The sequence below is a fragment of the Frondihabitans sp. 4ASC-45 genome (genome assembly GCF_049472575.1).
Classification (GTDB): Bacteria; Actinomycetota; Actinomycetes; order Actinomycetales; family Microbacteriaceae; genus Frondihabitans.
Window position 1 is genome coordinate 210262 of record NZ_JBCEBN010000005.1, and the last position, 12975, is coordinate 223236.

The following is a 12975-nucleotide window of genomic DNA, read 5'->3' on the forward strand; positions in this document are numbered from 1 at the left end:
AGGCACCGGGAGTCGCCTAACCGACGACTTCAGGATCCGAGCCGGTCGCAACGGGCGGAATGAATCCGCCGAGATACGGGAGCACCACCGCGAGCGCAAGCAGAGCAGCGACGGTCCAGATCAGGGCAAGAGCCCGCGGGCTCGTCTTCAATGCGGTGAGGCTGGCGGCAAATGCCGCGAGAAGGCCGCCACAGGGAATGACTATGCCTAGAGCGATTGTGCCGGCCAGGAACAAGGCCACCGTTCGTCCGTCGGTTCGGCGGGCGGGCTCCGGCGTAACGGTGCTAGTCATTTGTCCCCTTTCTCATCCCCTGCGGCTGTCAATTACTACATCACATACGAATACTCATCAGGTCGAGGCGGAGTTACCAACAGTTCACACGCCACGGCCCGCGCGAAGAGCCACGGGTGGCAGGATTGAGAGATGGATAGCGAACCCTACGTCGACGGCGCAGCCGTCTCGAACGACTTGATCGACGACTTCGACGAGATGGTCACCTTCGACGTCGACGCCACCCTGCCGACCGACCGGTTCCTCGACCGCGAGATCAGCTGGCTGTCGTTCAACCAGAGGGTTCTCGAGCTCGCCGAAGATCCCGACACCCCGCTGCTCGAGCGCGCCAACTTCCTCGCGATCTTCGCGAGCAACCTCGACGAGTTCTTCATGGTGCGGGTGGCCGGCCTCAAGCGCCGCATCGCGACTGGGCTCGCCGTGCCAACCAACATCGGCACCTCGCCCAAAGACGTCCTCGCGACGATCAACGCGCGCGCCTACGAGCTCCAAGCCCGCCACGCGCGCGCCTTCAGCGACTCGGTCAAGCCCGATCTCGACGCAGCGGGCATCCACGTCGAGATGTGGTCCGACCTCGACGCGACCGACCGCGAACGCATGCACGAGGTGTTCTCCAACCAGATCTTCCCGGTGCTGATGCCGCTGGCCGTCGACCCGGCCCACCCGTTCCCCTATATCTCCGGCCTGTCGCTCAACCTCGCTGTGCGAGTGCGCAACCCCAAGACCGAGAAGCAGGAGTTCGCGCGCCTCAAGGTGCCGCAGGTGCTCCCCCGTTTCGTACAGCTGCCCGACGACGGCAGCGGTCGCCTCCGTTTCATCCCGCTCGAAGACCTGATCGCGAACCACCTGCAAGACCTGTTCCCGGGCATGGAGGTCAACGAGCACCACGTCTTCCGCGTCACCCGCAACGAAGACGTCGAGATCGACGAAGACGAGTCGGAAAACCTCATCCAGGCGCTCGAGAAAGAGCTGCTGCGCCGCCGCTTCGGACCGCCGATCCGTCTCGAGATCACCGAAGACATGGATCCCGTCACGCTCGAGCTGCTCGTCCGCGAGCTCGACATCACCGACCAGGAGGTCTATCGCCTTCCGGCGCCGCTCGACCTCGCCGGCCTGTTCGAGATCGCCAAGATCACCAACCCCGAGCTGCACTACGCCAAGCACCTCCCGACCACGGCCGTGCAGCTTCTGCCGACCGAGCCGAACATGAAGCCCGACATCTTCGCGAGCATCTCGCGTCGTGACGTGCTCGTGCACCACCCCTACGAGTCGTTCGCGACAAGCGTGCAGGCGTTCCTCGAGCAGGCCGCCGCCGACCCGAACGTGCTGGCGATCAAACAGACCCTGTACCGCACGTCGGGTGACAGCCCCATCATCGAGGCCCTCATCGACGCGGCCGAGGCCGGCAAGCAGGTGCTCGCACTGGTCGAGATCAAGGCCCGCTTCGACGAGCAGAACAACATCACCTGGGCTCGCAAGCTCGAGAAGGCCGGCGTGCACGTCGTCTACGGCCTCGTCGGGCTGAAGACGCATTGCAAGCTCGCGCTGGTCATCCGCCAGGAGAAGGGCGGTCGCCTCCGCCACTACACGCACATCGGCACGGGCAACTACAACCCCAAGACCAGCCGCATCTACGAAGACATGGGTCTCTTCACCGCCGACGACCAGGTCGGAAAAGACGTCACCCGCCTCTTCAACGAGCTCTCGGGCTACGCAATCGAGAAGAAGTTCAAGCGCCTGCTCGTCGCGCCGCTCCACCTGCGCAAGGGCCTCATCAAGCGCATCGCCGTCGAGGCGGAGAACGCCGCCGCCGGCAAGCCCTCGGGCATCCGCATCAAGATCAACTCGATGGTCGACGAAGAGATCATCGACGCGCTCTACCACGCGAGCAACGCGGGGGTGCCGATCGACATCTGGGTGCGCGGCATCTGCTCGCTCAAGGCGGGTATCCCCGGCCTCAGCGAGAACATCCGCGTGCGCTCCATTCTGGGCCGCTACCTCGAGCACTCCCGCCTGTTCTCGTTCCACAACGAGGGCGACCCGCAGGTCTTCATCGGTAGCGCCGACATGATGCACCGCAACCTCGACCGCCGTGTCGAAGTGCTGGTCCGGCTCGTCCAAGACGATCACCTCGCCGAGATCGAGGCGCTCTTCAACCTGGCCATGTCGCCCGAGACATCGTCGTGGTACCTCACGCCCGAGGGCTCGTGGGAGCGCCACTCGCGCAGCGATTCGGGCGAACGTCTCGCCGACATGCAAGATGGCCTGATGAAGCAGATCAGCAAGAGAAGGCGTTCCACACGGTGACACCCAGGCGAGACACGCCCCTGCAGACGGCCGCGAAGCCGGCCGCCACCACGATCGTCGCCGCGGGCGCCGTGTGCTGGAGGCTCGTCGACGGAAAAGTCCGGGTGCTTCTGATCCACCGCGATTACCACCACGACGTGTCGCTGCCGAAGGGCAAGGTCGATTCCGGTGAGTCGACCCCCCAGACGGCTGTGCGCGAGATCCGCGAAGAGACCGGCTACTCCGTCGCCCTCGGCGCACCGCTCGGCACGGCCGAATACCTTCTGCCGGGCGGGCGCGACAAGGTCGTGCACTACTGGGCCGCTGAGATCGGTGATGCCGAGTTCGCTGCGGCCGGATCCTTCGTTCCGAACGACGAGGTGCAGAAGATCGAGTGGGTCCCCCTTGCCAAGGCTCGTGCGCAGCTCACCTACGAGCGTGACGCCGAGATCCTCGACCGCTTCGCCGATCGAGTCGCCGCCGACCAGGCGCGCACGTTCGCGATCGTGGCTCTGCGGCACGCCAAGACCGTGGCGCCCGGTGAGTGGTCGGGCGCCGATTCGACGAGGCCGCTGCTGCCAGTCGGCCGCAAACAGGCCAAGGCGATCGCACCGGGAATCGCCTCCTGGCGACCCGCACGCATCATCAGCAGCACCGCCGCCCGGTGCCTGGCCACGGTCGAGCCGCTGTCGGCGGCCTCGCACGTGGGTGTCCGCCAGACAGATGCCCTCAGCCAAGACGCGTTCGAGGCCGGCACCGCCGACGTCGCAGGCGTCGTCAAGAAGCGCTTGAAGAAGCGGGTCGACGCCGTCCTGTGCAGCCACGGGCCCGTCTTGCCCGAGATCATCCGACAGATCGCGTCCCAGGCGAACGGCGGCTACGCGCTCGACCTCCGCCGCTTCGGCTCGCTCAGCACCGGCGACTACACCGTGCTGCACCTGTCCCGTGCCGATGCGACGCTCGTCGCCATCGAGACGCACGGGTCAGGCCTGTAAGCGGGCAGGGGCTCAGGATCCGCCGCCAGGGCACCTGCACTCAGGGCTCATGTATTCAGGGCAACGGGCGCACAACTCAGGCGTGAGCGGCGCCCCGGATCCTGAACCGAGGACTTGTGGCGCTGCCAGCCCCCTAACGCAGGACTCGCCGAGCACTCCACCTGAACTCAGGAGGCGCAGCCTGGCGATCCGCTCTACTCCTCGGCCGACCAACCCCTCGGATCCCCGGCGCTTGTTCCCCGGCCGTTCACCTTCCGTTCACCAATACAGACGAACGTCGTTAACGCAGAAACGTAGCCTCGCTCGCGGGTCAGCACCGGCCCGTGACTCATTCGAGTCTCGCTCCCTCACGGGGGCACCCCCCTGCATCACGACTTAGTCCTCCCCGAAGGGAAATCTGTGAACATCAAGCGAGTTGGCAGCATCGCCGCCATCGCCATCGTCGGAGCAATTGCACTGTCTTCCTGTGCATCGAACGAGGGCGGTTCGGGCACTGGCTCGTCCGCCGGCTCGAGCGACCTCTCCGGCACCATCAACGGCATCGGCTCGTCTGCTCAGCAGGCCGCTGAGACCGCCTGGGCTTCCGCCTTCCAGCAGGCCAACGGCGACGCCAACGTCAACTACGACCCGCAGGGCTCCGGCGCCGGTCGCACCAGCTTCATCTCGGGTGCTGCTGACTTCGCCGGCTCCGACGCCGCTCTCTCGGACGACGAGCTGAAGTCGACCTTCGCCGGGTGCGCTGCCGACTCTAAGGCCATCGACCTCCCCGTCTACATCTCGCCGATCGCCATCGCGTACAACGTCGACGGCCTCACCGACCTCACCCTCGACGCCGACACCATCGCCGGCATCTTCAAGGGCACGATCACCAAGTGGAACGACGCGGCGATCACCAAGCTGAACCCCGACGCGAAGCTCCCCAGCGCCGCGATCACGGTCGTGCACCGCTCGGACGACTCCGGCACCACCTTCAACTTCTCGCAGTACCTCGCGAGCCAGGCCAAGTCGGTCTGGACCGAAGAGGCCTCGCAGACGTTCCCCTACTCCGTGGGTGACGCTGCCAAGGGTGGTTCCGGTGTGGCCGACGCCGCCAAGAACTCGAAGAACTCGATCACGTACCTCGACGACTCGGCTGTGGGCGACCTTTCCGTCGCGAAGCTGATGGTCGGCGGAACCGCCACCGAGCTCAGCGCCGACGGCGCCGCCGCGGTGGTCTCGAAGTCCCCGCTGGTCGAAGGCCGCGCTGACAACGACCTCGCGATCAACATCGACCGGACGCTGACCGACAAGGGCGACTGGCCTCTCGTGCTCGTGAGCTACATCATCGCCTGCGACACCTACAAGGACAGCGCCAAGGGCAACCTGGTCAAGGCCTACGCCACCTACGCAGCCAGCTCCGACGGTCAGAAGGCCGCCGCCGAGCAGGCCAAGTCGGCTGAGCTGACCAGCGACCTCGCCTCCAAGGTCGCGACGGCTGCCGCCACCATCAAGTAACACCAGCACGACCAGGATCCGGGTCGCGGACTCTTCCGCGGCCCGGATTCCTCTGCTTCACTAGCACCACCCAGTGCCCAGCTCCTCTATCCCGAACAGTCGTGCGGCCCACCGAGCCAGAGCAGGATCTCCTCTTCATGACCGCTACCGCGGAACGCCCCTCCAAGGCAGACACCCGACCCAAGTCCGTCGTTCGTCTCGGCGATCGCGTCTTCTCCACCGCAACGGTGCTTTCGGGGTCGTTGATCCTCGTCGTGCTCGTCGCGGTCGCCCTGTTCCTCATCGTGCAGAGCATCCCGGCGCTGACCGCCAAGCCCGGCGAGATCCCTCAGGGCGCGAAGAGCTTCTGGGACTACGTCGGCCCCCTCGTCTTCGGCACCATCTGGGCTGCCCTGCTGGCCCTCATCATCGCTACCCCGCTCGCGCTCGGCATCGCGCTCTTCATCTCGCACTACGCACCGCGCCGCATCAGCCAGCTGCTCGGCTACATCATCGACCTGCTGGCAGCCGTGCCCAGCGTCGTGTTCGGCCTCTGGGGCGTGCTCGTGCTCGCCCCCTTCATCCAGCCCTTCTACTCGACTCTCGTCGACAAGCTCGGCTGGATCCCCCTCTTCGCCGGGCCCGTCTCCGGCACCGGCAAGACGATCCTCACGGCGTCCATCGTGCTCGCCGTGATGATCCTGCCGATCATGACCGCGGTCATGCGCGAGATCTTCCTGCAGGCTCCTCGTCTCCACGAAGAGGCCGCTCTGGCCCTCGGCGCGACGCGCTTCGAGATGATCCAGATGGCGGTGCTTCCGTTCGCTCGCTCCGGCATGGTCTCCGCGGTCATGCTCGGCCTCGGTCGCGCCCTCGGTGAGACCCTCGCCATCGCGATCGTGCTGTCGCCGGCCGCGGTCGTGAACATCTTCCTTCTGACGAGTCAGAACCCGAACACGATCGCCGCCAACATCGCGCTCCAGTTCAACGAGGCGCAGGGAGTCGGTCTGAACACCCTCATTGCGTCGGGCCTGATCCTCTTCGTCATCACACTGCTGGTCAACATGGCGGCCCGGTTCGTCGTCAACCGCCGCAAAGACTTCTCGGGAGCCAACTGATGTCGGTCGCCGTCCGCAATACGTCCACTCGCACCAACACGCTGACCGCCGGCAAGCTGCCGAAGGGTGCCCCGTGGGGCTTGCTCATCGTCAGTTGGGCGATCTTCGTGGTCATCTTCCTGTTGCTTGAGGCATCGGGCACCACCAGCGATTTCAACATCGTCGGCGCCCTCTTCTTCGGCACCATCCTCTTCGACATCCTCATCGTCGTGATCTCGATGGTCGTCGAGGGGGGCCGCAAGGCGAAGGACCGCCTCGTCACCTCGCTGGTCGCCACGGCCTTCATCGTGACCCTGCTCCCCCTGATCTCGCTCATCTACACAGTCTTGTCACGCGGGCTCGCCCGCTTCGACTCCGCTTACTTCAGTGAGTCGATGCGCAACGTGATCGGCGACGGCGGCGGCGCCCTGCACGCGATCGTCGGAACCCTCGAGATCACGGCCATCGCGACACTGATCAGCGTCCCGATCGGCCTGCTCACCTCGATCTACCTGGTCGAGTACGGCCGGGGTCGTCTGGCTCGATCGATCACGTTCTTCGTCGACGTGATGACGGGCATCCCCTCCATCGTCGCCGGCCTGTTCGCCTTCGCGCTCTTCTCCCTCCTTCTCGGTCCGGCGTACCGTGCCGGTATCGTCGGCTCGATCGCGCTCAGCGTGCTCATGATCCCGGTCGTGGTCCGCTCCAGCGAAGAAATCCTGAAGATCGTGCCGAACGAGCTGCGCGAGGCGAGCTTCGCTCTCGGTGTGCCGAAGTGGCTGACGATCGTCAAGGTCATCCTGCCGACGTCGATCGCCGGTCTCACGACGGGTGTGATGCTGGCGATCTCGCGCGTCATCGGCGAGACCGCGCCCCTGCTCATCACGACCGGCTTCACGACGAGCATGAACTACGACCTGCTCCAAGACCGCATGATGACCCTGCCGGTGTTCGTCTACACCCAGTACGCCAACCAGGGGCCAAATGCCACACCGTTCGTGGAGCGTGCCTGGACCGGCGCCCTCGTACTGATCCTGATCGTCATGGCCCTGAACCTGTTGGCCCGCCTCATCGGCCGCTTCTTCGCCCCCAAGCTCAGCCGCTAGCTGCGGCATCGCCTCAGCCCGGCTCTCCCCCGCTCCGTCCCGAAAAGGAACCTCAGTGTCCAAGCGCATCGAAGTCAAAGACCTCAACGTCTACTACAGCAAGTTCCGCGCTGTCGAAGACGTCAACATCACGATCGAACCGCGCACCGTGACCGCGTTCATCGGCCCCTCCGGCTGTGGCAAGTCGACGTTCCTCCGCACGCTCAACCGCATGCACGAGGTGATCCCCGGCGCCTACGTGGAGGGCGAGGTGCTCATCGACGGCAACGACCTCTACGGCCCCGGCGTCGACCCGGTGCTCGTGCGCCGCCAGGTCGGCATGGTGTTCCAGCGCCCCAACCCGTTCCCCACGATGTCGATTCGTGACAACGTGCTCGCCGGCGTGAAGCTCAACAACCGCCGCATGTCGAAGACCGACTCCGACGAGCTCGTCGAGAAGTCGCTCCAGGGCGCGAACCTCTGGAACGAGGTCAAAGACCGACTCGACAAGCCAGGATCCGGGTTGTCCGGCGGACAGCAGCAGCGTCTCTGCATCGCACGCGCCGTCGCGGTGTCTCCTGACGTGATCCTCATGGACGAGCCCTGCTCGGCCCTCGACCCCATCTCGACGCTCGCGATCGAAGACCTCATCGAGGAGCTCAAGCAGGAGTACACGATCGTGATCGTGACCCACAACATGCAGCAGGCGTCGCGTGTCAGCGACAAGACGGCGTTCTTCAACATCGCGGGCACGGGCAAGCCCGGCAAGCTCATCGAGTTCAACGACACCGCGACGATGTTCTCGAACCCGTCGGTGCAGGCGACCGAAGACTACGTGTCGGGCCGCTTCGGTTGATCCCCCAGCGCTAACCCGCAGAAATGGCTCAGGCCCCGGTCGAAAGACCGGGGCCTGAGCCATTTGTGATTCGCGGGGCGCTAGGCGCTCTGCAGCGCGGCGACCGGAGTCGTGGTCGGCTGCTTCGAGCCGCCCGCCGGCTCCACCGTGATGCCGACGGTGTCGCCCGCCTGCATGTCGCCCTGCAGCACCTGGGTGACCGAGTTCGAGGTGACCGAGACGGTGCCGGCTGACTTAATGTCGGAACCCTTGATGTACCAGAGCTGGTAGGTCTTGTCGCTCGGCAGGGAGGTCAGGCCGGTGAGCATGACGGCCGAGCGCTGAAGGCCGTTCGACCAGTACAGCGTCGCCTTGCCGCCCGACGAGATGTCGGTCGCAGCGTGCTGCACGTCGTTGGCGGTGAGGATCTGCTGGAGGTCGGCACCACCGGCGAGGTTAGAACCGGTCTGCGACGTCGTCGGCCCGAGCTGGTTGGACAGCCCGACCCCGCCGAAGACGAGACCCACCGCGGCGGCAGCCCCGATGAGCAGAACGCCGGGGCGCATGAACCAGCGCTGCCGGGCGAGCGGGATGGGCTCGAGGAGCTTGCCACCACTCTCGGCCTCGGTCGAGGTCGTGGCGGGAGCCGGATCCTGCACTGCGGGGGTCTCGAGGCGCGGAAGCTGAGGCGTCGACTCGATGAAGTCGAGGATGCTGGCACGCAGACCGGCAGAGGGGGTGACGGGCGTCGCCGCACGACCGAGCAGCAGAGCGGTGTCGTTCAACTCGGCTACCTCCTGTCTGAGTTCAGGTGACTCGCTGAGGCGAGCTTCAAAGGTGTTGCGCTCTTCGTCGGTGATCGCGTTCAATGCGTAGGCACCGGAGAGAGCGTCGATGTCGGGGTTCGAGGGGCCGGAGCCGTTGCGGTTGTCGCTCATGACGCCACTCCTAATTCGTCGCGAAGGCGGATCATGCCGTCTCGTAAGCGGGTTTTGACTGTACCGATGGGCACGTGAAGCATTTGAGAGACCTCGTTGTGCGTGTACCCGCCGTAATAGGCGAGCTGCACGGCCTGTCTCTGCAGTTCGGTGAGGCGACCGAGCGCTCGCTCGACCCGCTCGTGCTCGATGCGGATCTCGACCTGCTCGGTGACCGAGTCGTACGAGGTCTCGTAGTCGCGGATGCCGATCTTGGTGTCGCGGTCACGACTCGACTGGCTGGCACGCACCCGGTCGACCGCACGGCGGTGAGCCATGGTGAGCATCCAGCTGGAGGCGCTGCCCTTGGCCGGATCGAAGCGGGTCGCCGTCTGCCAGATCTCGAGGAAGACCTCTTGCGTGACCTCCTCGGACTGCGAGTGGTCTTTCAGGAGCCTTTTGATCAGGCCGAGCACACGGGCTCCGGTCTGGTCGTAGAGCTCGGCGAAAGCCGCGCGATCGCCGTCGGCAACACGCCCGAGGAGTTCGTCGGGGGTGGGTTCGGCGCCGATGTCGCGCCCGGGTGTTTCCATGTCGCGGCTCACAAGCTCCAGCATGTCAGGTCGCACCTCCGTCCGCACTGGTAGGGAAGTCGGCGCTGTTACCGGGGTGGCCCTCTCGCACGGACCGTCTGGGATGGCAAAAGCCCGGCAGTGCGAGAGAGCCGCCGCGGTGGGCCGGTCAGTCGTGACCGACCCGGCGATCGAGGGTGATCGGCGGGTTTTCTCTCTTGCACTGTGTTCGGCGCGGCCGTCCGAGCGGATTGGAGGATTCTTCAGGCAGCAGGTCGAGGAGCTCAGGATCCGGCCCGACGCCGCTCGACACGGCGTCTCCGGTGCCCTTCTCCAGCGCTGGTGCCCTTAACGAAGAAGCGCCGGGCCGCAGAAACGCCTCTCGGCGCGAGGCCGCTCGGAGCGGCTAAATTTGGAGCCCGGGGTTTACTGCGGCCCGGCGTCGTCCACTGTACAGGCGGCACGGTCGGTCTCGCTCGGCGTCCGCAGAGAGCGAACGGCGGCGGTCACTGTGACACCGTCATTCGATGCAGGCACCGTTTTTGGCCGGTGTCGCCGCCGCAAAGCGGTGTTATTCTCGCCGCCGCGGTCTCGGGGACGGTCACCCTGCGTGTCGGTGGCGGGGCGTACTCTGGGCCCAATGTCAGAGCGTCACTTTCACCGCCCCGCCCAGTTCGCCGGCCACGAGTTCGAGGCCTTCCAGGGCGGCGACGACCCCGCAGTCATGCATCGCGTCGCCCACGAGTCGGCCGGCGCGCTACTCGCCCGTGTCCGAAACGACCCGAGCCCCGAGATCCTCGACCGACTTGTGGCGTTCACCGACTCCAACGGCATCGATGCCCTCGCCGAGTTGTGGGCCGGCGCGACCGCGCACAGCCTGCCCGGTGCGCTCTGGCGCATCTATCTGCTCCGAGCGGTCATTCGGCAGAGCCCTGACGACATCACGTACCTGTTCGAGCGGGGCGCTGCCATCTCGTCGACGATCGACCCCGTGGTCGCGGGCGCCCCCACTCCCGCGACGCCGGAAGAGATTCTCGAGCTGGCCGACCGGATCCTTCGGGGTGTCTTCGACGGCGACTTCGCCCTCGCCCTCGACCGCGGCGCGGCGTTCGCCCGGCTGGCCTCGGCCGGTGCCACCGCCGTGGCCGACGATCTCGACGTGCTCGAGCCGGAACGATCGAGCGAATTCACGCGGCGCGGCCTGCGGCTGACCGAGCTCGCGACCGACCTGGCGGCGTGCGCCGGGCGGTGGCGCGACGGCAGCCTCGACTGAGTTGCGCTGCGGGTGCGGCTTCCGGTGGGCGTGGGCCGAAACGACCTCGCGCTGTTGCTACAATCGGTAGCTGCACGGGCCTCTAGCTCAGTCGGTAGAGCATCGGACTTTTAATCCGTTGGTCGTGGGTTCGAGCCCCACGGGGCCCACCGCTACAAGGATCCGGGGACGTTTAGTCCCCGGACTCCGGGTTTACTCCGAACATTCGATGGAGTTGCGCTGCACTCGCATCGCTGCCTGTCGTCCTGGACATGTACACGTCCTGCGTCATCGACGGCCGCTTATGCCCGAGGTACTCAGCGATCGCTCGGGCGCTGAGGCCTCCGACGTCAAGGGCCGTAGCCACGGTTTTTCGGAACGCATGCGAGGTGAGACCCGGGTATCCGAGCCGGTCGCGGTTCAATCGCCAGTCCGCTTCCGTGTTGCTCGTGTCCCGCAGGTTTCCAAGCATGGATGGGAACACGAGATCCCCACGGTTCCTTGCTCGAGCGCGAAGTAATGCCACCACCTCGGTACTCACGGTGATTGTGCGGCTCGAGCTGGCCGTCTTGCCGTGCTCCTGCAACACCAGGCCTTGACCCTTAGCGCGACTCACACTGGCCGCAAACGTCACTGCCGCTTTGTCGAGATTGACGTGACTCCACCGCAGTGCCAACGCCTCACCGATCCGGCACCCGGTGAACAGCATGAACTCGAACAGGTCGCTGATATCGAGCCGCTGTAGCTCGGGGTCCGCCCGGATTGCCGCGCGAAAGCTTGCCACCTGATCTAGGGGAATCGCCGACGCTGCCCGCGACGGACCCTTAGCGATTCCCTCTACCGCGGAAACGGGATTCGACTTGAGCGCATCATTTCTGACGGCCATGGCAAACATGCCACTTAGTACCGATCTGCACCCCTTGGCGGCACCTGGCCCATTCTCTTTTGTAACCGTTGTTATGAACCGCTGAACCCTGGCGGGCGTCGCTTCGGATACCTGCAAGTCACCCAACCGAGGTCGGATGATCTTGTCGATTTGGTGCCGGTAGGTATCGATCGTTCTTATGGTCTTGCCAGCCTCAAGCTTGCTGGCCAGGAACGTGTCTGCCAACGCAGAGACGGTCATTGCAGCCTTGACATCCGCATAGGAGTCGCCGGGGACATCGATGCTTGTCAACGCCTGCTTAAGAGCTGCGACGGCTTTTGTCGACGTCTTACCCTCTCGGATCCTTTCGACCTGCCGGCGCTTTCCGTCCTGAAACCGGTACAGCGTTCGCGCACGCCATTTTCCCGCCTCGAGTTCTTGGGTGTGTATGACCCCGTACGTGCCAAGCGCTGTCCTTGGCCTAGGCATCTGCGATAACACCAGCCCACACTCGAGTTCTGTCGTCGTGTGACCTTCCGGCGATCGCTTCCGAAAGCGCAGCGCTGATTTTAGGCAAACGAGAGCCCCGGCTGGCCATTGAACGACGCAGCTCCCGAAGATTTAATAACCGTTGATTGGCGACGGCTAGGCGAACAAATCCCATTTCGCCGCCTTGCCCGTCACCGAGCAAGCCGTCGCGGAACTCAACCCATTCGCCCGTTTTGATGAATGACTCAAGGTCCGCAGGGCGCTCCAGGAGCCGCCTCTCCAGGATGTCAAACCAGTCAGTTGAGTAGCGGTGTGCGAAGAGGTCCATTACCGGGTCCACGCTCCGAGCGACATCGTCACTCTCTTCGTCACCCAGCCAAGCCATGTCAAACCCATCTTCGGTCCATCGGGCCCCAATAAAACTCAGAGCATCCAATGGTTCCGCTGTCACATCCGGGTAGAGCGGGTAGGGGTCGTTTGCCTCAAGCGGCAGGAGCAGCATGGCCGGCGCAATGGACAATGCCCTCCCAAGCGTCAGGAGCTCAGAGGGGCTGATCGCCTGCCGCTTGTTGCCAAACATGCCGTTCATTGTCGAGACAGTTACCGGCCAGCCAAGTTGATCGAGACGTCGGCATAGTTCCTCAACCGTCCATCCGACACGCTTCCGATAGAAGTCCACGCGCCGCATCACGGCGGACGTATTTGCCTTCTCGAACGCCGTCCACTCGGCTTTAGAAGCTGAAGGCTCCCACTTCTCAGTACTCATAAATTGAGTGTCGCAGATAAAGAGTTGACAAGCAAAGCGAGAGGTTGCACA

At 64.9% G+C, this 12975-nt stretch carries 12 protein-coding genes and 1 tRNA gene; 8 read left to right on the forward strand and 5 right to left on the reverse strand.

Translation table 11 applies throughout. The features are described 5' to 3' along the window. Positions 1-16 precede the first annotated feature (16 nt). A complete protein-coding gene (locus tag VH571_RS10225; protein ID WP_423264459.1) occupies positions 17-292 on the reverse strand; it encodes a hypothetical protein in 276 nt (91 codons plus the stop codon). Between the two features lie 132 nt (positions 293-424). On the opposite strand from VH571_RS10225, the gene VH571_RS10230 reads away from it, so the two are divergent. The 6 genes from VH571_RS10230 (at position 425) to pstB (ending at position 8084) form a co-directional block, all read left to right on the forward strand. After that, a complete protein-coding gene (locus VH571_RS10230) occupies positions 425-2599 on the forward strand; it encodes an RNA degradosome polyphosphate kinase (RefSeq protein WP_423264460.1) in 2175 nt (724 codons plus the stop codon). Further along, positions 2596-3573 (forward strand): NUDIX hydrolase, encoded by a 978-nt coding sequence (locus VH571_RS10235; RefSeq protein WP_423264462.1) that lies wholly within the window; start codon positions 2596-2598, stop codon positions 3571-3573. Before VH571_RS10230 ends, VH571_RS10235 begins: the two co-directional genes overlap by 4 nt. A 399-nt stretch (positions 3574-3972) precedes the next feature. Next, positions 3973-5067 carry a phosphate ABC transporter substrate-binding protein PstS gene (gene pstS, locus VH571_RS10240; protein WP_423264463.1) on the forward strand — a complete coding sequence of 365 codons (1095 nt, stop codon included), beginning with the start codon at positions 3973-3975 and terminating at the stop codon, positions 5065-5067. A gap of 137 nt (positions 5068-5204) precedes the next feature. Then, positions 5205-6164 carry a phosphate ABC transporter permease subunit PstC gene (pstC, locus tag VH571_RS10245; protein ID WP_194603058.1) on the forward strand — a complete coding sequence of 320 codons (960 nt, stop codon included), beginning with the start codon at positions 5205-5207 and terminating at the stop codon, positions 6162-6164. Next, positions 6164-7249, forward strand: a complete 1086-nt coding sequence (pstA, locus tag VH571_RS10250; RefSeq protein ID WP_423264464.1) for a phosphate ABC transporter permease PstA — start codon at positions 6164-6166, stop codon at positions 7247-7249. The genes pstC and pstA overlap by 1 nt, the downstream gene beginning before the upstream one ends. 55 nt (positions 7250-7304) lie before the next feature. Beyond that, positions 7305-8084 (forward strand): phosphate ABC transporter ATP-binding protein PstB, encoded by a 780-nt coding sequence (gene pstB / locus VH571_RS10255; RefSeq protein WP_055965229.1) that lies wholly within the window; start codon positions 7305-7307, stop codon positions 8082-8084. An 80-nt stretch (positions 8085-8164) separates the two neighbouring features. On the opposite strand, the gene VH571_RS10260 is transcribed toward pstB, so the two are convergent. Together VH571_RS10260 and VH571_RS10265 are read right to left on the reverse strand one after the other, a co-directional pair. Then, a complete protein-coding gene (locus VH571_RS10260; protein WP_423264465.1) occupies positions 8165-9001 on the reverse strand; it encodes an anti-sigma factor in 837 nt (278 codons plus the stop codon). Continuing rightward, positions 8998-9573: a sigma-70 family RNA polymerase sigma factor gene (locus VH571_RS10265; RefSeq protein ID WP_228514211.1), complete on the reverse strand. Its 576-nt coding sequence runs from the start codon at positions 9571-9573 to the stop codon at positions 8998-9000. Before VH571_RS10265 ends, VH571_RS10260 begins: the two co-directional genes overlap by 4 nt. Positions 9574-10192: 619 nt before the next feature. On the opposite strand from VH571_RS10265, the gene VH571_RS10270 reads away from it, so the two are divergent. Both VH571_RS10270 and VH571_RS10275 read left to right on the forward strand, forming a co-directional pair. Next, on the forward strand, positions 10193-10825 hold the full coding sequence (locus tag VH571_RS10270) for a hypothetical protein (RefSeq protein ID WP_055965220.1): 633 nt from the start codon (positions 10193-10195) through the stop codon (positions 10823-10825). Positions 10826-10901: 76 nt separating this feature from the next. After that, positions 10902-10974, forward strand: a tRNA-Lys gene (locus VH571_RS10275). A gap of 23 nt (positions 10975-10997) precedes the next feature. On the opposite strand, the gene VH571_RS10280 is transcribed toward VH571_RS10275, so the two are convergent. Both VH571_RS10280 and VH571_RS10285 read right to left on the reverse strand, forming a co-directional pair. Further along, the gene (locus tag VH571_RS10280) at positions 10998-12170 is read right to left on the reverse strand and encodes a site-specific integrase (protein ID WP_423264466.1); all 1173 of its coding nucleotides are present in this window, start codon (positions 12168-12170) and stop codon (positions 10998-11000) included. Then, on the reverse strand, positions 12151-12924 hold the full coding sequence (locus VH571_RS10285; RefSeq protein ID WP_423264467.1) for a hypothetical protein: 774 nt from the start codon (positions 12922-12924) through the stop codon (positions 12151-12153). Before VH571_RS10285 ends, VH571_RS10280 begins: the two co-directional genes overlap by 20 nt. Positions 12925-12975 lie beyond the last annotated feature (51 nt).